The following is a 21,558-nucleotide window of genomic DNA, read 5'->3' on the forward strand; positions in this document are numbered from 1 at the left end:
TCCCAAGAGAGGAACTCTATGTTGAAATTCGAGGTGATCCCGGTCACCCAGTTCGCCCAGAACTGCTCCCTCATCTGGTGTGACGAGACCCATCAGGCGGCCCTGATCGATCCGGGCGGCGAAGCGGACAAACTGCTGGCCGCCATCGCCAAGCGCGGCCTGACCCTGACCCACATCCTGCTGACCCACGGTCATCTGGATCATGTGGGTGCCGCCGCCGAGCTGCGGGAAAAAACCGGCGTCGCCATTACCGGCCCCCACAAGGAGGACGCCTTCTGGCTCGACATGCTGCCCCAGCAGAGCCAGATGTTCGGCTTCGCCCATACCCCCGCCTTCACGCCGGATCGCTGGCTTGAGCAGGGTGACAAGGTGCAGCTTGGCCAGTGCGAGCTGGATGTCTACTTCTGCCCCGGCCACACCCCGGGCCATATCGTGCTGCTCTCCCAAGCCGAGCAGCTCGCCTGGGTTGGCGACGTGCTCTTTGCCGGCAGCATCGGCCGCACCGACTTCCCCCGTGGCGATCACGGCACGCTGATAAAGTCGATCACCGAGACCCTGCTGCCGCTGGGTGACGAGATCGTCTTTATCCCGGGCCATGGCCCCAGCTCCACCTTCGGCCGCGAGAAGGCGAGCAACCCCTACCTGACCCAGCCTATCTGGTGATCAAAAAAGGCAGCGGTGTTCCGCTGCCTTTTTCACTCTTCCGCTATTCCCGCTAGCACCAGCCAAATTGATCGCTTGGCCAGATCGGCCACCCCATCATCGCCTCTCTCTGAAGGTCGCCCAATAAAAAATCCCCACCCGAGGGTGAGGATTGATTCATAGGTGCAACAATCAGTGCACTTATTGTTCCAAAAGGTGACCTACCAGCTCATGGCGCCACCCTTGCAGCAGCATGGGTTTGTCGGCACGGGCACGCTCCGCATCTCCCATCCGCCAGCTCCAGGTGAAGTACTGGTGGATGATCTTCTTGCTGGCAATCAGCTCGGGCGGAATGTTGCTCGCCTTGGCCTTCTCCTCCACCAGCGCCTTGATCCGCTTGAGCTCGCCCTTGTACTGGGGATAGTCCACCAGCCGGCGAATGGGCTCGGGCCAGCAGTCGGGATCGCTCTGCTGCGCCTTGGCAACGATATCGAGCATCCGCTTGCCGTGGATCTTGATTTCGATGGGTGAGAGACCGAGCTCGTTGAGATCGCGCAGGGAAGCGGCACGGCGCTCCGCGACCTTGAACAGGTGCAGCTCTTTGACCACAAAGTTCAGAGCCAGATCGCGGCGTACCGCCTCCTGCTGGCGCCAGGCGGCCAGTTCACGCAGGATGGCCAGTTCGCGGCGCCCCAGTTGCCAGGCGTTGACGATATCGAGATAGGCCTGACGGGGATCGCTGCCCTGGGTCTTGCGGGCGGAGTGGCTGTGGCACTCCTGCTCGAACCAGGCAAACTTGCCGCTTTCACGCAACTTGGCCATCACCTTCTCGTAGAGCGGCATCAGGTAGAAGACGTCAGCAGCGGCATATTCAAGCTGACGCGGGGTCAGCGGACGGGCCAGCCAGTCGGTACGGGCCTGATCCTTCTCCAGCTCCACGCCGAGGAACTCCTTGACCAGCGCGCCGAAACCGACCGATACGCCGTGCCCGAGAAACGCGGCAGCCAGCTGGGTGTCGTGCATCTGGTTGGGCAGATGGCCGGCCTGATGCTGGATCAGCTCCAGATCTTCACCGGAGGCGTGCAAAATGGCGATCTGCCCTGCCCGGCCAAGCCGCTGCCAGAGCGGAGCCAGATCGAGAGTAAGCGGGTCAAGCAGCGCCAGTTGCTGGCCGTCATAGATCTGAAACAGGCCAAGCTGGGGATAATAGGTGCGGGTGCGAACGAATTCAGTATCGATAGCCAGGGGAACGTCGGCCAGAGAAGCGAGATACTGCTCAAGTTCGGCTTGCTGAGTGATAAGTTGATATTGCATCTGTGCCTGCGCGGTTGATCAGGGCCAAAAAGAAAAAACCGTGGGATGACCCACGGTTTTGCATCACTGCGACACACCAGAAAGCCGGTGCAACGCCTTACTGCTTGGCAATCTCCTCGTCACGCAGTACGCGGCGCAGGATCTTGCCCACATTGGTCTTGGGAAGTTCGTCACGAAATTCTACCAGTTTCGGCACCTTATAGGCAGTCAGATGTTTGCGGCAGTGGGCAATAATCTCGTCCTCCTGCAGCTTTGGATCTTTCTTGACCACAAAGATCTTCACCAGCTCGCCGGAGACCTTGTGCGGCACGCCGACTGCGGCCACTTCCAGCACTTTCGGATGGAGCGCCACCACATCTTCGATCTCGTTGGGATAGACGTTGAAACCGGAGACCAAGATCATGTCCTTCTTGCGATCGACGATCTTGAAGAAGCCCTGTTCGTCGCACACAGCGATATCACCGGTACAGAGCCAGCCATCCTGCATCACTTCGGCAGTGGCCTCGGGACGCTGCCAGTAGCCGACCATCACCTGCGGGCCACGCACCTGCATTTCGCCCGGGGTACCGAATTCGTGGATCACCTGACCGTTGTCATCCACCAGACGGATATCGGTGGAGCAGACCGGCAGGCCGATGGAGCCGTTGTAGTCGCTCAGATCGTAGGGGCAGACGCTCACCAGCGGCGAGCACTCGGTCAGGCCGTAACCTTCCAGCAGCGGGGTGCCGGTCAGTTTCTTCCACTGCTCCGCCACAGCGCGTTGCACCGCCATGCCGCCACCGATAGTGAGCTTGAGCTTGTCAAAAGCGATGCTCTGGAACTCGGCATTGTTGACCAGGGCGTTGAACAGGGTGTTGACGCCGGTGATGCAGGTGAAGGGGTACTTCTTGATCTCTTTGACAAAACCCGGGATATCGCGCGGGTTGCTGATCAGCAGGTTGTAACCGCCAAGGCGCATAAAGAGCAGGCAGTTCACGGTCAGTGCGAATACGTGGTAGAGCGGCAAGGCGGTAACCACAAACTCCTTGCCCCGCTCCAGCATGGGGCCATAGACGCCGAGGCACTGCTCGACGTTGGCAATCATGTTGCGGTGAGTCAGCATGGCCCCCTTGGAGAGACCGGTAGTACCGCCGGTGTACTGCAGGAAGGCGAGATCTTCGCAGGCAATCTCCGGCTTGATGTACTGCTGATAACGCCCTTTGGCCAGCGCCTGGCGCATGGTGGTGGCGTGCGGCAGGTTGTATTTGGGTACCAGCTTCTTGACGTATTTCACCACGAAGTTGACCAAGGTGCCCTTGGCCAGCCCCAGGTTGTCACCCATGCGGGTCAGGATGACGTGCTTGACCGGGGTATCGTAGACCACTTTTTCGAGGGTATGGGCGAAGTTGGAGACGATGACGATGGCCTTGGCACCGGAGTCCTTGAGCTGGTGCTCCAGCTCGCGCGGAGTATAGAGCGGGTTGACGTTGACCACTATCATGCCGGCACGCAGGATGCCGAACACGGCGATGGGGTATTGCAGCAGGTTCGGCATCATCACCGCGACCCGATCCCCTTTCTCCAGCTTCAGCTCGTTTTGCAGGTAGGCAGCAAAGGCGCGGGACTGCTCTTCCAGTCGGCGGTAGGTGATGGTCTGCCCCATGTTGACGAAAGCGGGCTGGTCGGCGAACTGGCTCACTGAGGATTCAAACATCTCGACCAGCGAGCTGAACTGCTCCGGATTGATCTCGGCGGGGACCCCTTGTGGATAACGCTTGAGCCAAACTTTTTCCACGAACTTCTCCTGCATAACTAGCACCTGTGCGCTCACTCTGTTGCCTCCGTCCCTGTTCACATCTATTTCAATCAACTGTTTTAAGCACGTACTCTAATGCCGCCCATATTTACACAGCGCAACATCAATTAACAGCAAATTAACAACGGAAAAATGTGAGGGGGATGACAAACCTGGAATTATAGAAAGCCGGTGATTCTACCGAACTTGACAAAAATTTACGATACAAACGGCGGTTGCTGCGCCATTTTCCATATGAAAATGGTGATTTCCCGGCAAAATCACCTGCTCTATCTGCCTGAAGGCCCCCTGTCGCAATTGCCACTGCGCCTCCAGCTCGGCAAATCCCTGTTCACCGCGGATAAAGAGCACCGGGCAGCAGATTGCCTTGATCAGTGCCTGCGCCTGTCCCTCGCTCATTCTGAGCGGCGAGAGATCCCGCAAGCGGGGATCGCTGCGCCACTGCCAGCGCCCTGCCCGCTCCTCGAGTTGCCGCTCGCAGATATGGCGCGCCGCCGCAGGCGTGATATCCGCCACCTTGCAACGCGCCGCGACCGCTTCATCAATGGAGGCAAAGCCAGCCGCACTTCGCTCGCGGGTTCTGCTGCGATTGAGGATCGCTCTCTTTATCTGGGTGGGAGCCGCCTCGTCAGGCTGCGTGAGCGGCCCGAGCCCCTCCAGCAGAACAAGCCGCTCTATCTGTTCGGGGAAAACGCCGGCATAGGCAGAAGCGATGAGGGCGCCAAGGGAGTGGCCCAGCAGGACAAAACGGGGCCAGCCTGCGGACTGAGTGATCTGGTAGAGATCGTCGAGCCAGTCCACAAAGACATAGGACGTGGTTTTGTGATCGGAGTGACCATGCCCCGGCAGATCGACACACACCAGATGAAAATCATCGAGATACGGGGCAAGAGGCAGAAAGCTGGCACCATTGTCGAGCCAGCCATGCAGGGCTATCAACAGGGGCTTTTGTGGCTGCTCGGAAGCCGCTTGCCGGTTCTCGAGCAAGGCCACCCGGCGACCATCCGCCAGGGTGACGAAACGCTCTTGCATCGGGGTACTCAATACCTGCTCCTAGCGATGGAGTGGCCGTCTTGGCCAGAAGGGATCGTAAAAGGGGTCGTAGAAGTAGGGATCCACATAGCGAACCTCTACCTCCTTGACCGGCGGCCACAACTTGCTGCCCGTTACATTGAGCACCGAGAAGCGATAGTTGTGCTCGCCAATCTGGCTATCCACCGGTTTACCGATGGTGCCGAGCAACGTCAGGCTGCGCCCCTTGGCATAGAGGGTCGGGTCGACAAAGCCCTTCATGATGGCCAGAAAACGGCCGGGGCTCTGCTCGGTCTGCTCCGGCACGCCGTTGGCCTGCAGCGGCAGATAGACCACCTCGATGACGCTCTGATCCGCCTTGTTGTGCACTGCGGAAATGATGCCGCTCCAGCGGGCAGGCTTGCCTTCCATACCGCCGAGGGCCGGCTGATAGACCACCAGCTGGTTCTCCGGTTGATAGACCAGCTCCTTGGGCACCGTACTGCAGGCCCCGAGCAACAGGGCGGTCGCCCCAATCACCATCGCACGTCTCAACATGTCACTCTCCTCTCGCCGAACAGCCCCAAGGCCACGACACAACCCATGACAGGGCGAGTCTCGGTGGCAGAGGCGACATGAAAGCCATGGCGCCTTTGCCCTTATTCGCGACCCGGCAGCTTTTTCCAGGTCACCTTGTCACGCAAATATACCGGGGTCGCCTGCTCGACCGCTACCGCTTCACCCGCCAGCCAGGCGGTGCGGGCCAGCGGCAACATGTCTTCTGCGGCCGGGAAACGCACCTGGCTGACCACCAGCTCGTCGGCAAGGGCCTTTAGGGTCTCTCCATAGGTCTCAAAACCGGTGCCGACACAAATAAAGCGGCCAGAGTGCTTGCCACGGGCTTCCACCAGCGCGGCCGGGCCACTCACCACCTCTTCCCCCACCAGCTGGATACGACCATCGATCAGCTCGTAGTGACCGAAATAGACCTCGTCCATCCGTGCATCGATGGCGGTCAGCACCCGCTCGGCCCCTTCCAGCCGATGAGCCCCTTGCGCCATGGCCGCCAGGGTGGAGATGCCAATCAGCGGCACGCCAGCACCAAACGCCAGCCCTTGTGCGACGCCGATGCCGATCCGTACACCGGTAAAGGAGCCCGGGCCACGGCCAAAAGCGATGGCATCGAGCTTGTCCAAGGTTATCCCCGCTTCATCCAACAGAGCCTGAACCATCGGCAGGATCTTGCGGGTGTGATCCCGTGGCGCCTCCTCCCAACGGGAGAATACCTTGTCACCCACCAGCAAGGCGGCGGAGCAGGCTTCGGTGGCGGTATCAACGGCCAGGATCTTCAACTCGTTCATGCTTTCCAATCTCTATAAAATCAGTCAATTACATAACGAGCAAGCGAGAGATGCTCGCCCGTTGTTCAAATCGTTTGTTAGCGAAAATTCCCCGCCTGAACGGCCGCAATAGGCCCCATGTCAGGCGGGTATATTCAACTGCGGTCAAAAAAATTGCCCAGCGTCGCCAGCTCGCGGGTTCGCGGAATGGCGGGCAAACTCTTGATGAAGGTGGCGCCGTAGGGTTTGTTGACCATACGCGGATCACAGATAACCAGCACGCCGTGATCACTGCGATCACGAATAAGCCGCCCCACCCCCTGCTTGAGCGCAATCACCGCCTTGGGCAGCTGAAGTTCGGCAAAGGGATCGCCGCCCTTTAACTTGCAATCCTCCACCCGTGCCTTGAGCTGAGGGTCATCGGGGCTCGCGAAGGGAAGCTTGTCGATGATAACACAGGAGAGCGCAGCGCCTCGCACGTCGATCCCCTCCCAGAAGCTGCTGGTCGCCACCAACACGGCGCGGCCATTCTCGACAAACTCCTTGAGCAGCCGCTGCTTGTTGTCCTCCCCCTGCAGCAGCACGGTACGGCCAATCTCCCGACGCAGCACCTCGGCTACCTGACGCATCACCTGATGGCTGGTGCAGAGGAAGAAACAGCCCCCCGGCGTCTTGTTGATAAGGGGGATCATCAGATTGGCCAACTGCTCACCGCGGCCGAAGGCGTTGGGCTCGGGCAGGAAACGCGGCACGCAGAGCCGCGCCTGCTCGCCATAATCAAACGGACTGTCGAGGATTAGCTCGGCGCTGCCCGCCAGTCCCAGCTCGGCCTTGAAGTGATCGAAACGCTGATCGACGGTCAGCGTGGCAGAGGTAAAGACCCAGGCTACCTCAGGGCGCAGCACCTCGGAGCCAAAGCGCTCGGCTACCGAGAGCGGCGTCAGGTTGAGGGTGAAATGAAGCCGTGAGCAGTCATACCAGTAGGAGAATCCGGTCTGATTGACCGCCAGCACCTCGCCAAGGCGGGTGCGCAGCTCACTGATCCGCTCGAAGGCGTGATCCAGCTGTTCACCCCGCCCCAGCGCCAGCTTCAGCACTTCATAGCAGAGCCCGATGGCATCGTTAAGACGAGCCAGTGCCTGGCCCCAGAGCGGTTGGCGCAGCATGTCGCGGGTATTGCCGCGACCTCCATCCACACCGAAAGCGAGCCGCAGATCCTGACTGGCAATAGCGAGCCTGTCAGCCGCCTTGCCGAGCTGGGCCATATCGTGAGCTTCGGCCCGATAGGCAAGCTGGATATCCTGTGCCAGATCCAGAATGGTACGGCTGCCCACCGACTTGCCAAAGTAGCTGGTGGCGATCTCCGGCAGCTGATGGGCTTCATCAAACACATAGACCTGAGCTTCCGGTACCAGCTCACCAAATCCGGTGTCTTTGACCGCCATATCGGCGAAGAAGAGGTGATGGTTGATCACCACCACCTGGGCGTCCATGGCGCGGCGGCGGGCCACCACCAGATGGCAGTCGTCGTAATAGGGGCAATCCCGACCGAGGCAGTTTTCATTGGTGCTGGTGACATGAGCCAGGATTTCGGCGTTCTCCTGCAGCCCCGGAATATCCCCCACGTCGCCATTGTCGGTGGCAGTAGACCAGGACTTCACCTTGACCAGATCATTGAGCACTTCCGGCTTTTGCAGATGGGATTCGCTCAAGAGCCGGTTCATCCGCTCGATGCAGAGATAGTTGCTGCGCCCCTTGAGCAGGGCCACCGGCGGGGTATAGGAGAGTGCGCCTGTAATGGTCGGGAGATCCCGATAGAAGAGCTGCTCCTGCAGGTTTTTGGAGCCGGTGCTGATCACGATCCGTTTGCCGGACTCCAGCGCCGGCACCAGATAGGCGTAGGTTTTGCCGGTACCTGTCCCCGCCTCCACCAGCAAGCGACCATGACTCTTGATGGCGCGGGCGACCGCCTCGGCCATCTCCAGCTGGGGAGCGCGAGCTTTGAAACCGTCGATATGGCTGGCCAGAGGGCCATCTGGCTTGAACAGGGTCTGGATGGTCAAAGGGGCGTCCCGCGGTCAAAGCGGCCATTATGCCAAAAGTGCGGCAAAAGCGGGACAGATAATCTGCTCAGACGAAGAGATCGATCTGGTGGTCGGGATCCGGCTTGTGATCACTCTCTTCCACCTTCTGCTGATCGTGCTTTTTCTGGCTATAAGCCTGCTCGCGCTGCTGGGAGTCACTGTTGTCAGTGCTGGTCTTGCGCAGCTGATGCTTCTTGCTGATCTGATTCACTTCCCGCTTGATCTCTTCGCTGCCGGGGGTGGCGGGGGCCCGGGGCAAAATGGGGAACAACAGGTCCTGGCTCGGCATGATACGAACTCCTGCAAGGGGTTATTGTCTAGTTATCGACCAGAAAACCGTTTTCTCAACTTTAATCGACCAAATTACATTTTCCGGTTGCTTTTTCCGTCAAGGCAGGTAGTTTAAATCGGGCGTCAACAACGACATCTTATTTGTAAAGGATTGATTACATGCAGTTCACCAGCCTGAAGACTCATCACCACCATCATCATCCCGACTAGTCTTTCAGGAGGTTGACTGCTGGAAGACACGTTACTGGTGACTTCCAAAAGGACCGCAAGATTCATAAACCCTCGGAAGCACCCACTTCCGAGGGTTTTTTCGTTTTTGACTAGAAGGAAATCGAGCAATGGAAACACAACGTCTTCGTATCGCCATGCAAAAGTCCGGTCGTCTGAGCCAGGACTCCCAAGCCCTGTTCAAGAGCTGTGGCCTCAAGATCAACCTGCGCGAGCAGCGCCTTATCGCCCATGTCGAGAATATGCCCATCGATATCCTGCGGGTGCGTGATGACGACATCCCGGGTCTGGTGATGGAAGGGGTGGTCGATCTTGGCATCATCGGCGAGAACGTGCTGGAAGAGGTGCAGCTCATTCGTGCCTCACAGGGACTACCCTTCGAGGTCAAAACCCTCAAGCAGCTGGACTTTGGTGGCTGCCGCCTCTCGCTGGCGGTGCCGGAAGATGTGACCTACACAGGGCCAGAGAGTCTGGCAGGCAAGCGCATCGCCACCTCCTACCCCGGGCTGCTCAAGCGCTTCTTTGACGAAAAGGGTCTCGGCTTCAAGAGCGTGATGCTGGGCGGCTCGGTAGAAGTGGCGCCCCGCGCGGGCCTGGCCGATGCCATCTGCGATCTGGTCTCCACCGGTGCAACCCTGGAAGCCAATGGCCTGAAAGAAGTAGAGGTGATCTACCGCTCCAAGGCTGTACTGGTACAGGCCCCCAACCCCTTGTCCGATGCCAAGCAGAAACTCATCGACAAACTGCTGCCCCGTATTCAGGGGATGCAGCAGGCCCGCGAGAGCAAGTACATCATGCTGCACGCCCCCAAAGACAAGCTCGACGCCATCACCGATCTGCTGCCGGGTGCCGAGCGTCCCACCATCATGCAACTGGCCGGTGACACCAATCAGGTGGCGCTGCACGTTGTCTCCAGCGAGACCCTGTTCTGGGAGACCATGGAGCAGCTCAAGGCGCTGGGTGCCAGCTCCATTCTGGTGCTGCCCATCGAAAAGATGATGGAATAAGGAAGGGACATCATGCAGACCCTGATCTGGAAGACCCTCTCCCCTGCCCAGCAGGCCGACGTGCTGACACGACCAGCCCTCAATGACGAGGCCGATATTGGCGCCGTGGTCAAAGAAATCATCGCCGCGGTGCGCAGCCGGGGCGATGAGGCCCTGCGCGAGCTGAGCCTGCGCTTCGAGCGCGCCCCCCGTGAACAGTTGCGTGTTAGCGAGGCCGAGATTGAAGCCGCCTGCGCGCGGCTGGATGACGGCATCAAAAGCGCCATCGAAGCGGCCATTGCCAATATTCGCACCTTCCACGCCGCGCAACTGCAGCAGGTAGTGCGGGTGGAAACCCAACCCGGGGTGGTGTGTGAGCTGCGAACCCAGCCCATCAGCCGGGTCGGTCTCTATGTGCCGGGGGGCAGCGCACCGCTCCCTTCCACCGTGATGATGCTGGCCATTCCGGCTGCGATCGCCGGTTGCCGAGAAGTGGTGCTCTGCACCCCGTCCCCCGCCAGCGACGAGATCCTGTTTGCCGCCCGCGCCTGCGGGGTCGAGAAGGTGTTCGCCATTGGCGGCGCCCAAGCCATCGCCGCCATGGCTTACGGCACCGAGAGCATTCCCAAGGTGGACAAGATCTTCGGCCCGGGCAACGCCTATGTGACCGAAGCAAAGGGGCAGGTTTCCCGCGACTGGCGCGGCGCCGCCATCGACATGCCCGCCGGCCCCTCCGAGGTGCTGGTCATTGCCGACGAGAGCGCCAACCCGGCCTTCGTGGCGGCGGATCTGCTCTCCCAGGCCGAGCACGGCCCCGACAGTCAGGTGGTGCTGGTGACCACCTCGCCGCTGCTGGCCGATGCCATCGCAGGGGAGATCAAGAGCCAACTGGCCAAGTTGAGCCGCCGGAATATCGCCGCGCAGGCGCTCGGCTCAAGTCTGGTGATCCTCTGCGATGATCTGGCCGAGGCGTGTGCCATCTCCAACGCCTATGCGCCGGAGCACCTGATCGTTCAGACCCGCGCCCCGCGTGATCTGCTGGATAAACTCGAGAACGCCGGTTCCATCTTCCTGGGTGCATGGACACCGGAATCAGTCGGCGATTACGCCAGCGGCACCAACCACACCCTGCCTACCTATGGCTATGCCCGTACCTGTTCCAGCCTTGGCCTTGCCGATTATCAGCGCCGCTACACGGTGCAGGAGCTGAGCGCCGAAGGCATTCGCGGCCTTGGCCCTATCGTCGAGCGCATCGCCCAGGCCGAGGGGCTCGATGGCCACAAAAATGCCGTCACCATCAGGTTGAATGCCTTGGCCACCGCGCCCCAACCAACAGCACAGCAGAAGGATTTGTCATGAGCATTGCCAATCTGGCGCGCCGCGTGGTGCGGGCCCTCACCCCTTATCAATCCGCCCGCCGCATCGGCGGCAAGGGCCACGTCTGGCTCAACGCCAACGAGGCGCCGCAGGCCTATCCCTTCACCATCGAGGGGAGCCGCCTCAACCGCTACCCCGAGTGCCAACCGGCCGAGGTGGTGAACAGCTATGCCGCCTATGCCGAGGTTAATCCGGATCAGGTACTGGTGAGCCGCGGCGCCGATGAGGCCATCGAGCTGCTTATTCGCACCTTCTGCGAAGCGGGTGAAGATCAGATCCTCATCTGCCCGCCCACCTACGGCATGTACGCCATCAGCGCCGAGACCTGTGGCGTGGGCATCGTCGAGCAGCCGCTGACCGCCAACCGTCAGCCCGACTGGCACGCCATCGCCGATCGCCTCAGCGATGTGAAACTGGTGTTTCTCTGCTCCCCCAACAACCCCACCGGGGATCTGGTGGGTCGCGACGGCCTCATCGCCCTGCTGGAAAAAGCGCGTGATCGCGCCATCGTGGTGGTGGACGAGGCCTATATCGAGTTCTGCCCGGAAGCATCCGTGGTGGACCTGCTGGCCCGTTTCCCCAATCTGGTGGTGACCCGCACCCTCTCCAAGGCTTTTGCCCTGGCGGGGATCCGCTGTGGCTTTACGCTGGCAAGCCCCGAGGTGATCGCCATGCTGGCCAAGGTGATCTCCCCCTATCCCATCCCCGAGCCCATCGCCCAGATCGCGGCGCAGGCACTCTCCCTCATGGGGCTGGAGCTGATGCGCGAGCGAGTGGTGGAGCTCAACAAGCAAAAAGCCGCCTTCAAGGCAGAGCTGACAACGCTTGCCTGCGTGAAGGAAGTATTCGAGGACAAGGGCAACTTCGTGCTGGTGCGCTTTGTGGATGGCGCCACCGTCTTTGCCGCCATGAAAGCCGCCGGCATCATTCTGCGGGATTTCTCCAGCAAGCCGAGTCTGGACAACAGCATTCGCATCACAATCGGCTATCAGGGCGAGATGGATGCCGTGCTGGCGGTATTGCGTGATCTGCCCTCTCCCTCTTTTTAAGACAAGGATGTAGCGATGAAGACCCCGTTTTTGTTTATCGACCGCGACGGCACCCTGATTGAAGAGCCGGTGACCGACAAGCAGGTGGATAGCCTCGCCAAGCTGCGCTTCGAACCCATGGTCATTCCGGTGCTGCGCGAGTTGCAGGCCGCCGGTTACGTGCTGGTGATGGTGACCAATCAGGATGGACTGGGCACCGCCAGCCTGCCGCTGGAGAACTTCCAGCCACCCCACGACCTGATGATGCACCTGTTTGAATCGCAAGGGGTGAAGTGGGAACAGGTGCTGATCTGCCCGCACTTCCCCACCGACGGTTGCAGCTGTCGCAAGCCCCACCTCGGGTTGGTGAAGGAGTACCTCGCCTCGGGCCGCATCGACTTTGCCAACTCCTTCGTGATTGGTGACAGGCAGACCGATCTGCAGCTGGCAGAGAACATGGGCATTGGCGGGATTCGCTACCACCCGCAGGATCACGACTGGCTCGCCATCCGTGATCAGCTGCTGTCCAAGGGGCGCGTAGCCTCGGTGGAGCGCTATACCAAGGAGACCCGTATTCAGGTGGCGCTGGATTTAGACAAGAGCGGCGGCAACCAGATCGCCACCGGTATCGGCTTCTTTGATCACATGCTGGATCAAATTGCCACCCACGCCGGTTTCCAGCTCAAGCTGAATGTCAGCGGCGATCTGCATATCGACGATCACCACACGGTAGAGGATGTGGGGCTGGCGCTGGGTCAGGCGCTGCGTCAGGCCCTTGGCAACAAACGCGGCATCGGCCGCTTCGGCTTTGTGCTGGCGATGGACGAGGTGCAGGCAGTGATCGATGCGCGCTCTCTGACCGAGCAGGAGGTAAGCACCGCACTGGATCTCAGCGGTCGCCCCTACTTCGTGTTTGACTGCCCGAGCGGCTTTGGCCGTGACAAGGTGGGCGAGATGGCCACCGAGATGGTGCCCCACTTCTTCCGCTCCCTCTCCGATGCCATGGCCATCACATTGCAGATGAAGGTGGGCAGCGGCAATACCCACCATCAGGTAGAGGCGCTGTTCAAAGGCTTTGGCCGCGCCCTGCGTCAGGCCATTCGGGTGGAAGGGAGCGAACTTCCCTCCAGCAAGGGAGTGCTGTGATGGATGTGAGCAAGCAGAAGCTGGTCATTATCGATACCGGCTGCGCTAACCTGGCCTCGGTCAGAATGGCGTTCGAGCGCCTCGGCGTGCAGCCGCTGGTCTCAAGCGTGGCGGCTGATATCGAGCAGGCGGACAAGCTGATCCTGCCCGGTGTCGGCACTGCGGTGGCCGCCATGAAAAACCTCAACGAACGGGGGCTGGTGCCCCTTATCCGCGCCGCCAAGCAGCCGCTGCTGGGCTTTTGCCTCGGCATGCAGATGCTGGCGGAGGCCTCCGAAGAGAGCATGGGCACGCAGGGTTTGCCAGATACGCTTATCGACTGCCTTGGCATAGTGCCGGGCAAGATCCGGCTGATGGAAGTGGGTAACCTGCGCTTGCCCCATATGGGCTGGAACCAGATTGAGCATGACGAGACCCATCCCCTGCTCAAGAGGATCCCGAGCGGCAGTTACTTCTATTTCGTGCACTCCTATGCGCTGGAGGTGACAAAAGCGACGCTGGCGACTTGTGACTACGGCAAGCCTTTTACCGCGATTGTCGCCCGTGACAATTTCTTTGGCGCCCAATTCCACCCGGAGCGCTCAGGCGCAGCCGGTGCCCGTTTGCTGCAAAATTTTCTGGAGCTATGAATGATCATTCCCGCTATTGACCTGATCAATGGTCAGGTGGTCCGTCTTTATCAAGGGGACTACGAGCAGAAGACCGAATACAGCAGCAGCCCGCAGGCGCGCTTCGATGAATATGTCTCCCAGGGGGCGGTGCAGCTCCATCTGGTGGATCTGGACGGCGCCAAGGATGCCAAGGCGCGCCAGTTGCCCCTGCTGACCCAACTGCTGTCAGCCACCGAAGCACCGGTGCAGGTCGGCGGCGGCGTGCGCACCGAACAGGATGTGGCGGATCTGCTGGCCGCCGGTGCCAGCCGGGTGGTGATTGGCTCCACCGCCGTCAAATCCCCGGATCTAGTGGCCAGCTGGATGGAGAAATATGGTCCCGAGCAGATCGTGCTGGCGCTGGACGTCAATATCGATGAGCAGGGCAATCGTCATATCGCGGTAGCAGGCTGGCAGGAGAACAGCGGCGTAACCATCGAGGCACTGATCGAGCGCTTCCTTCCCGCCGGGCTCAAGCATGTGCTCTGCACCGATATCAGCCGTGACGGCACCCTGGCTGGCACCAACGTCGAGCTCTATCGGGATCTCTGCGCCCGCTATCCGAGCGTGGCTTTTCAGGCTTCCGGCGGCATTGGCGGCATCGCGGATATCGAGGCGCTCAAGGGTTCCGGCGTCAAGGGGATCATCCTTGGCCGCGCCCTGCTGGAGGGTAAGTTCTCGGTAGGTGACGCCATCGCCTGCTGGCAAGCCCCCGCTGCTGATACCAGAGGAGGCAATTGATGCTGGCAAGACGCATTATCCCCTGCCTCGATGTGAAAGATGGCGTGGTGGTCAAGGGGGTGCAATTTCGCAACCACGAGGTGATGGGCGGCATTGTCGAACTGGCACGCCGCTACGCCGAAGAGGGTGCTGACGAGCTGGTGTTCTATGACATCACCGCCTCCAGCGATGCGCGGGTGGTAGACAAGAGCTGGGTGAGCCGGGTAGCGGAGGTGATCGATATCCCCTTCTGCGTCGCCGGTGGCATTAAAAGCGTGGAAGATGCCCGCCAGATCCTCGAGTTTGGCGCCGACAAGGTCTCCATCAACTCCCCTGCCCTTGCCGATCCGACCCTCATCAGTCGACTGGCCGAGCGCTTTGGCGTGCAGTGCGTGGTGGTGGGCATTGACTCCTACTTCGACGCCGACACGGGCCACTATCAGGTCAAACAGTTTACTGGTGACGAGAGTCGCACCCGCACCACTGCCTGGCACACCATCGACTGGGTGCAAGAAGTGCAAAAGCGCGGCGCGGGCGAAATCGTGCTGAACGTGATGAATCAGGATGGCATGCGTCAGGGTTATGATCTCGATCAGCTCAAGCTGGTGCGCGGCGTCTGCAAGGTGCCGCTGATCGCCTCCGGCGGCGCCGGTGCCATGACACACTTTCGCGATGCCTTCACCCTCGCCGATGTGGACGGGGCGCTGGCCGCCTCTGTATTCCACAAGGGTCTTATCCCCATTCCCGAATTGAAACGCTGGCTGAAAACTGAAGGAGTCGCCATCCGTGAATAACCTCTCTGAAAATGCACAAACAACCGCCAGCGCGCGCCCCCTTGCCGAGCTGCTCGACTGGGAAAAATGCGACGGCATGATCCCCGCCATCGTTCAGCATGCAGCCAGCGGCGAGGTGCTGATGCAGGGCTTTATGACCCGCGAGGCGCTGGAAAAAACCCAGACCACCGGTCAGGTCACCTTCTTTAGCCGCAGCAAACAGCGGCTCTGGACCAAGGGTGAAAGCTCGGGCAATGTGCTCCAACTCGTCGCCATCAGCACTGACTGCGATCAGGACTCCCTGCTGATCGCCGCCAACCCCGTCGGCCCCACCTGCCACAAGGGGACAACCTCCTGCTTCCATGGTCACCCGCTGCCGCCCCTCGGTTTTCTGGCAGAGCTGGAGCAGGTGCTGGCCGCCCGCAAAGGGGCCGATCCGACCACCAGCTACACCGCCAGCCTCTACGGCAAAGGCACCAAGCGCATCGCCCAGAAGGTCGGTGAGGAAGGAGTGGAAGTGGCGCTGGCCGCCATGGCAAAGGATCGGGAAGAGCTCATCAACGAATCCGCCGATCTGCTCTACCACCTGACCGTGCTGCTGCAAAATGAGGGGCTGGGATTACAAGATGTCGTACAGCGGCTTTATAAGCGGCATAATAAATAAACTGCATTATGATAGATGGGCGTTTAGCCCATCCATCATAATAACAAGGTAGATAATTCGACCAGTTCTATATAATCATTATTTGTCAACCCTTTATTTTGCAAGCAAGCCATATAATATCCACCATTATCATCATATCTTCCGTCTGAACGAATTATTGTCAGTCTATTTATATCATCCGGCTTATTATCGATGTTTGAATAATAACCACCGAGAATTTTATTAACATGTACTATATATGCATAAAAATCATCATTTTTCAAAATTACCTTTTCATTACGACCTGACTTAACATCAGACCAATAATTAATCACCATTGATAACTTTGCCTTGTTTTTACATGAGAAAAGATTATCTTGATTTACATTAATCTTATCAATTTCAGCATCTAAAAGTTTCCCGCCGCTACGAAGAACTATATATGCCGCAGGAACTTTTGCATGCATAATCAGTAAGGCAGACAAATAGATAATATCTATGGAACGCTCCGACACTGAATGCAATATAGCAAACAACGTATCCAAGAATGACTCAGTCTCTCTTGCGGTGAGATGGTATGCATCCACAATTTTTGCAAGTGTTTTAGAAAAGTCACTAGAATCTGAAAAACAATGAAATGTTTTACTACATAAAAGCTCAAATCGAGCTGCAACAAAATCTTCTATGAGAAAATGGCTAGGGCATTTATTCAAATAAAAACGTCTTTTGAAAAATCGGCCTAGATAAGTCTGAGCATCAAACCCTTCCCCATAAATTACCTTGATAGCATGCTGCAACTACTCGGTATCTGTTGCCAGCACAAATACCACCATAGGAATATCGAAAATATGCTTGATGGTCTCAAGCATCTCTACTGCATAAGAGGGGCGGCAACGATCCAGCTCATCAATCAAAATAAAGGCGGGATAATCCAGTTCTCCTTCACTTAAACCAACTGCTCCCTCAACCCATTGCCGTATCTCTTGTTTAAGATACTGGATAGATTCATAACGCTCTTTCTGATTACTGCATAAGGCATCTACCAGCTGATTGGCCTCCTCCCCTTCCAGAGAAAAATCCTCATCCTCCAACCCGGCTTTTTTGATTGCCGCTTTCAGCGCCAATTTGCCGCCGACCTTAAATAATCCAAGCAGCCGCTGACGCATTCCTTCTGGAATCGGGTTTTCTTTTCCCGCAATCATTTTTAACTGGTCGATAATCGATGAAATCACCGTCAATAAAGGATCATCGGAAAAGTCCTGCTGCCAGGCATCGATATAGACGGTGGGATAGTGCGTTTTCAGCTCCATATACCAGCGCTTGATAAACCAGGTTTTTCCCGCCCCCCACTCGGCATTGAGGTTAAGCACATAGTTGCGTTGCTTACCTTCGGCGGCAAGGTAGTTGGTCAGAAACTCGGCATAGCGGGCGCGATCCAGCCGATCGGCACTCAAGATCTCTTCGCTACCTGCAATGGCCCCCGGTCCGTCCCACTGAACTGCTTCATCCCATTTAAACGGTGCCACTGCCATCTCGTATCTCTCCATATTGCGTTGCTGAGGATGATATCAGGAGCACAGTGAAAATAGTTTGATTAAAGACCTGTTTGTTGCCCTTTCTGCCGCTCGGGTTGGCGTATTTGACTGCCGGTTAATTTCTCTGCTGCCGCCCCACGAAGCCGGGCCGATATGGGTTGGACAGTTATCTGAATAGCCACGGACTCAACTGATTTCCTTTGACCACACCAACGATGACAATCGTGTGACATCGCGCAGAACTTGCGGAAATAAACGCGAAATATGGCCTGTTCAGTGCTTAATTTAAACAGTTGGTACATTTATTCGCGCGGTATACAACGACGCCATTGACCAAGGATGGTTAACCACATGAAGGATGAACCCTTCTCCATTCGATTACAGCATGAGCTGGATCACCTCAAAGCCATCTTCAACGAGACTGACGCTTACCTTTTTACCAAAGATTTGGCGGGCCGTTACACCTATGCCAATCAGGCTGTGCTGGACCTCTTTGGTTGTACCCTCGCCGAGTTGCAGGGGCAGGATGATCGTGCCTTTTTTGATCTCGAGTTCTCTGATGCCGTTAAGCGCAATGATCAACTGGTGCTGGAGCAGCAGCTCGCCCTCGCTCAGGAGGAGATCAACTACCTCAAAACCACCGGAGAAAAGCGCTTCTACTGGACAGTCAAAAAGCCTATGTATGACCGGGATGGCAACCTGATCGGCCTGTGCGGCATCTCAACCGATATTACAGAGCACAAACTGATAGAAGCGCGGCTGGCCGAGCAGCACCAGTTGCTGGAGATCATCCTCGCCAATGTCGATGCCCATATCTACATGAAAGACAGCCAGCACCGCTTTCTCTACGTCAATCAAAAGGTCTCCGACCTGCTTGGCCTTCCTGCCGAGCAGATCATCAACCGGCGCGATGATGAGGTGATCCCGGCCGCCAGCGCCTGCCAGCTGTGGCGGCTGGACAACCGGGTATTCGAAACGGGAGAACTGCAAGCCGGAGAAGAGACGCTGACCGATATCGAGGGCAATCAGCACTACTACTGGTCGGTCAAGGTGCCCTTTCTGCTGGGGGATGGCACCCCGACCCTGATCGGTATCTCCTCCGATATCACCGAACTGCACCAGCTCAAGGAGCAGCTGCACCATCAGTCGGTACGCGATGGCCTCACCGGCCTCTACAACCGCCGCTTCTTTTTCGAGATGTGCGAGAAGAACCTCAGTCTGGACATGCGCCACCACCTCACCTCGGTTCTGATGGTGCTGGATGTGGATCAGTTCAAGTGCATCAACGATCGCTTCGGCCATCCCCTGGGGGACAGGGCGCTGGTTCATCTGGGCAGGGTGATGCAATCGGTGCTGCGCAGCGAAGATGTGCTGGCTCGTATCGGTGGCGACGAGTTCGCCATTTTGCTACCCAATACCACCCTCCAGGCCGCCGCATCACTGGCCGAACGGCTGCGCCTGCAGGTGATGCAAAGCACGCTGCCCCTGCCCGATGGGGATGAGCTGGTCATCACCATCAGTGCCGGACTGGTGGAAAATGGCGAGGGGGAGCTGATGGAGAGCCTCTACGCCCGTGCCGATCAGATGCTCTATCAGGCCAAACAGACCGGCCGCAACTGCGTCGCGAGCAAGGCGCGATAGCTGGCTGGCCCGTCAGGCTCTCCCACCGCCTTTTTTTGCACTTATCCCGATCTCTCGCTCCTATTGCACGCTGCTTTCACTCACGCGCCATTGGCGCCTAGCCCAGCTGTTTGCGCAGCACAAACTTTTGCACCTTGCCGGTCGAGGTCTTCGGCAACGGAGTGAAGATGATGCGCTTGGGCGCCTTGAAGTGGGCCATCTGCTCACGGCAAAAGGCGATAAGCTCCGCCTGGGTGGTCTCTCGCCCCTCTTTCAATTTCACGAAGGCGCAGGGCACTTCCCCCCACTTCTCATCGGGCATGGCGATCACTGCCGCTTCATCCACATCAGGATGGCGATAGAGCACATCTTCCACCTCCAGACTGGAGATGTTCTCCCCGCCCGAGATGATGATGTCCTTGGATCTGTCCTTGATCTCCACATAACCGTCCGGGTGCCACACCGCCAGATCGCCACTGCGAAACCACCCCTCCGCCATCGCCTCGGCGCTGGCAGAAGGGTTCTTGAGATAGCCTTTCATCACCACATTGCCGCGCAACACGATTTCGCCCATGGTTTTGCCATCTTTGGCCACCGGCTCACCACTGACCGGATGGACCACCCGCATCTCCCCCTGCAGGGGTGACGCGACGCCCTGCCGTGCCTTGAGACGCGACAGCGTGGTGGCATCCTGCCCCTGCCAGCTTCGCTGCGGTTCGCACAACACACAGGGGCCATAGGTTTCGGTGAGGCCGTAAACGTGGGTCACGTTTATCCCCATCGCCTCCATGCCAGCGATCACGGTGGCGGGGGGCGCAGCGCCAGCGGTCATCACCTTGATGGGGTGATCCAGCCCCTGCTTGAGCGCCGGTTCGGCATTGTTGAGCATATTGAGCACGATGGGCGCTGCGCAAAAATGGCTCACCTTGTGCTCGTGCAGCGCCTCATAAATGGCGGCGGCCTGCACATGGCGCAGGCAGATACTCACCCCGGCGGTGGCCGCCAGGGTCCAGGGGAAACACCAGCCGTTGCAGTGAAACATCGGCAAGGTCCAGAGATAGACGGGATGTTTGGGCAGCTCCCAGGAGAGCACATTGTTGATGGCGTTGAGGTGGGCACCACGATGGTGATAGACCACCCCCTTGGGATTGCCGGTAGTGCCGGAGGTGTAGTTAAGGGAGATGGCCTGCCACTCATCTTGCGGCAACCAGCCAGGCTCATCCCTATTCCCCTCTGCAAGAAACGTCTCATAGTCGAGCTCACTGATCAGCGCCCCCTCCCTGTAGAGGGGATCGTCGATGGCGATGACCAGCGGTTGGTTCTCCAGCAGATCCAATGCCTTGCGCACCACAGGGCCAAACTCCCTGTCCACCAGCACCACCTTGCTCTGGGCATGCTGGAAGATAAAGGCCATCGACTCGGCATCGAGCCGGGTATTGATGGTGTTGAGCACGGCGCCGCTCATCGGCACCCCGAAGTGCGCTTCAAACATTGCCGGGATATTGGGCGCGACGATGGAGACGGTATCCCCCTCCCCGATACCGCGAAGCCGCAGGGCCGAGGCCAGCTGGCGGCAACGGCGGGCTGTCTGAGCCCAGCTCTGGCGCAGCGGGCCGTGGATCAGCGCCGGATAGTCGGGGTAGACCCGCTCCGCCCGTCCCAGAAAGCTGATGGGGGTCAGCGCCTCGTAATTGGCGGGATTTTTTTCCAGATCGCGCTGATAGATGTTCTGCTCTGTCATCGGGTTCCTTCCTCGCAGGTAGCAAAAGCGGTGCGCTCCCGGGAGCGCCGGCAACCATCGTCTGGCGTCCTGCCAGATGGTGCTCGTATCGGGGATCACAGCCTACAGCGAGGTGCTCGACACAGGTATTAGCAAAACGTCTTAGAGGCGCTGCACCGACGACGCTAATCTGACCGAACTGCATTCTGGTGCCTGTTTTTTCAACGACAAATGTCGACGGCCAATATTCTCAGCATAAAACCCGTCAAATAATGAATACGCTGATATTGGCATGCAACCAAACCATATTAGGTTGCAGGGGCATCAATATTGACTTATTAAGTAAGATAGTTTGCATGGATATTTATGGCATAAACAAGCGCATCGCTTTATCGCCAGTAAATTAATGACAAACTTCCCATTAAATATATTTTGTGACGGCTTCCATAAAGCAGGCCCGCAGCGCTGTTCATGCTTCCCCTCGGCGGGTTATGGTTTCTTGGTGAAACAATCTACCGGATGTTCAATATCAGGCCAGATTTCTCGCCATACGATGCGCCACAACCAGTGAGTTTACGCACTCCCGCTGCATGACGAAGGAACCCTATCGACCCGATATTCCGCCGAGCCCTAACCTGCTTTATCGAGGAGCATT

20 protein-coding genes and 1 other annotated feature are annotated in these 21,558 nt (G+C 58.4%); of the genes, 10 read left to right on the plus strand and 10 right to left on the minus strand.

Annotated features, from left to right (window positions below; translation table 11 throughout):
• Nucleotides 1-18 precede the first annotated feature (18 nt).
• Entirely contained in the window at nucleotides 19-663 is a 645-nt protein-coding gene (locus I6L40_RS13015; RefSeq protein ID WP_042030935.1) for an MBL fold metallo-hydrolase, read from the plus strand.
• Between the two features lie 180 nt (nucleotides 664-843).
• Here the strand turns inward: I6L40_RS13015 and rnd are convergent, their stop codons facing one another.
• The 7 genes from rnd to I6L40_RS13050 form a co-directional block, all read right to left on the minus strand.
• The gene (gene rnd, locus I6L40_RS13020) at nucleotides 844-1,956 is read right to left on the minus strand and encodes a ribonuclease D (protein WP_216994366.1); all 1,113 of its coding nucleotides are present in this window, start codon (nucleotides 1,954-1,956) and stop codon (nucleotides 844-846) included.
• A 97-nt stretch (nucleotides 1,957-2,053) separates the two neighbouring features.
• Nucleotides 2,054-3,730 (minus strand): long-chain-fatty-acid--CoA ligase FadD, encoded by a 1,677-nt coding sequence (gene fadD / locus I6L40_RS13025; protein ID WP_108570586.1) that lies wholly within the window; start codon nucleotides 3,728-3,730, stop codon nucleotides 2,054-2,056.
• A gap of 198 nt (nucleotides 3,731-3,928) precedes the next feature.
• Complete coding sequence (locus I6L40_RS13030) at nucleotides 3,929-4,795, minus strand: alpha/beta fold hydrolase (protein ID WP_216994367.1); 867 nt, start codon at nucleotides 4,793-4,795, stop codon at nucleotides 3,929-3,931.
• A 9-nt stretch (nucleotides 4,796-4,804) separates the two neighbouring features.
• Nucleotides 4,805-5,320: a Slp family lipoprotein gene (locus tag I6L40_RS13035; protein WP_216994368.1), complete on the minus strand. Its 516-nt coding sequence runs from the start codon at nucleotides 5,318-5,320 to the stop codon at nucleotides 4,805-4,807.
• Nucleotides 5,321-5,421: 101 nt separating this feature from the next.
• Nucleotides 5,422-6,123 carry a tRNA (adenosine(37)-N6)-threonylcarbamoyltransferase complex dimerization subunit type 1 TsaB gene (gene tsaB, locus I6L40_RS13040; protein WP_216994369.1) on the minus strand — a complete coding sequence of 234 codons (702 nt, stop codon included), beginning with the start codon at nucleotides 6,121-6,123 and terminating at the stop codon, nucleotides 5,422-5,424.
• A gap of 134 nt (nucleotides 6,124-6,257) precedes the next feature.
• Complete coding sequence (locus I6L40_RS13045; RefSeq protein ID WP_041207702.1) at nucleotides 6,258-8,165, minus strand: ATP-dependent DNA helicase; 1,908 nt, start codon at nucleotides 8,163-8,165, stop codon at nucleotides 6,258-6,260.
• Nucleotides 8,166-8,232: 67 nt separating this feature from the next.
• Nucleotides 8,233-8,475: a hypothetical protein gene (locus I6L40_RS13050; RefSeq protein WP_041207701.1), complete on the minus strand. Its 243-nt coding sequence runs from the start codon at nucleotides 8,473-8,475 to the stop codon at nucleotides 8,233-8,235.
• A 187-nt stretch (nucleotides 8,476-8,662) separates the two neighbouring features.
• Nucleotides 8,663-8,787, plus strand: a sequence feature (His leader region).
• 28 nt (nucleotides 8,788-8,815) lie between these two features.
• On the opposite strand from I6L40_RS13050, the gene hisG reads away from it, so the two are divergent.
• Genes hisG through hisIE form a run of 8 tightly spaced genes read left to right on the plus strand, consistent with a single transcriptional unit; the run spans nucleotide 8,816 to nucleotide 16,049 of the window.
• Entirely contained in the window at nucleotides 8,816-9,712 is an 897-nt protein-coding gene (gene hisG, locus I6L40_RS13055; protein WP_071910208.1) for an ATP phosphoribosyltransferase, read from the plus strand.
• A gap of 12 nt (nucleotides 9,713-9,724) precedes the next feature.
• Complete coding sequence (hisD, locus tag I6L40_RS13060; RefSeq protein WP_216994370.1) at nucleotides 9,725-11,050, plus strand: histidinol dehydrogenase; 1,326 nt, start codon at nucleotides 9,725-9,727, stop codon at nucleotides 11,048-11,050.
• A complete protein-coding gene (gene hisC / locus I6L40_RS13065) occupies nucleotides 11,047-12,117 on the plus strand; it encodes a histidinol-phosphate transaminase (protein WP_216994371.1) in 1,071 nt (356 codons plus the stop codon). The genes hisD and hisC overlap by 4 nt, the downstream gene beginning before the upstream one ends.
• Before the next feature lie 15 nt (nucleotides 12,118-12,132).
• The gene (hisB, locus tag I6L40_RS13070) at nucleotides 12,133-13,242 is read left to right on the plus strand and encodes a bifunctional histidinol-phosphatase/imidazoleglycerol-phosphate dehydratase HisB (RefSeq protein WP_216994372.1); all 1,110 of its coding nucleotides are present in this window, start codon (nucleotides 12,133-12,135) and stop codon (nucleotides 13,240-13,242) included.
• Nucleotides 13,242-13,871, plus strand: a complete 630-nt coding sequence (gene hisH / locus I6L40_RS13075) for an imidazole glycerol phosphate synthase subunit HisH (RefSeq protein WP_216994373.1) — start codon at nucleotides 13,242-13,244, stop codon at nucleotides 13,869-13,871. Before hisB ends, hisH begins: the two co-directional genes overlap by 1 nt.
• Nucleotides 13,872-14,633: a 1-(5-phosphoribosyl)-5-[(5-phosphoribosylamino)methylideneamino]imidazole-4-carboxamide isomerase gene (gene hisA / locus I6L40_RS13080; RefSeq protein ID WP_040096996.1), complete on the plus strand. Its 762-nt coding sequence runs from the start codon at nucleotides 13,872-13,874 to the stop codon at nucleotides 14,631-14,633.
• Nucleotides 14,633-15,406, plus strand: coding sequence for an imidazole glycerol phosphate synthase subunit HisF (gene hisF / locus I6L40_RS13085; protein ID WP_216994374.1), 774 nt, complete (start codon nucleotides 14,633-14,635; stop codon nucleotides 15,404-15,406). Before hisA ends, hisF begins: the two co-directional genes overlap by 1 nt.
• Nucleotides 15,399-16,049 (plus strand): bifunctional phosphoribosyl-AMP cyclohydrolase/phosphoribosyl-ATP diphosphatase HisIE, encoded by a 651-nt coding sequence (gene hisIE, locus I6L40_RS13090; protein WP_216994375.1) that lies wholly within the window; start codon nucleotides 15,399-15,401, stop codon nucleotides 16,047-16,049. The genes hisF and hisIE overlap by 8 nt, the downstream gene beginning before the upstream one ends.
• Nucleotides 16,050-16,084: 35 nt before the next feature.
• Here hisIE and I6L40_RS21045 read toward each other — a convergent pair whose 3' ends face one another.
• Both I6L40_RS21045 and I6L40_RS21050 read right to left on the minus strand, forming a co-directional pair.
• Complete coding sequence (locus I6L40_RS21045; RefSeq protein ID WP_254204026.1) at nucleotides 16,085-16,825, minus strand: hypothetical protein; 741 nt, start codon at nucleotides 16,823-16,825, stop codon at nucleotides 16,085-16,087.
• Entirely contained in the window at nucleotides 16,826-17,560 is a 735-nt protein-coding gene (locus I6L40_RS21050; RefSeq protein ID WP_254204027.1) for a P-loop NTPase fold protein, read from the minus strand.
• Nucleotides 17,561-17,914: 354 nt separating this feature from the next.
• On the opposite strand from I6L40_RS21050, the gene I6L40_RS13100 reads away from it, so the two are divergent.
• Nucleotides 17,915-19,204: a sensor domain-containing diguanylate cyclase gene (locus I6L40_RS13100; RefSeq protein WP_216994376.1), complete on the plus strand. Its 1,290-nt coding sequence runs from the start codon at nucleotides 17,915-17,917 to the stop codon at nucleotides 19,202-19,204.
• A 97-nt stretch (nucleotides 19,205-19,301) separates the two neighbouring features.
• On the opposite strand, the gene I6L40_RS13105 is transcribed toward I6L40_RS13100, so the two are convergent.
• A complete protein-coding gene (locus tag I6L40_RS13105; RefSeq protein ID WP_216994377.1) occupies nucleotides 19,302-20,924 on the minus strand; it encodes an acyl-CoA synthetase in 1,623 nt (540 codons plus the stop codon).
• Nucleotides 20,925-21,558: the final 634 nt, after the last annotated feature.

This window comes from Aeromonas sp. FDAARGOS 1410 (genome assembly GCF_019048745.1).
In the GTDB taxonomy this organism is placed as follows: domain Bacteria; phylum Pseudomonadota; class Gammaproteobacteria; order Enterobacterales; family Aeromonadaceae; genus Aeromonas; species Aeromonas jandaei.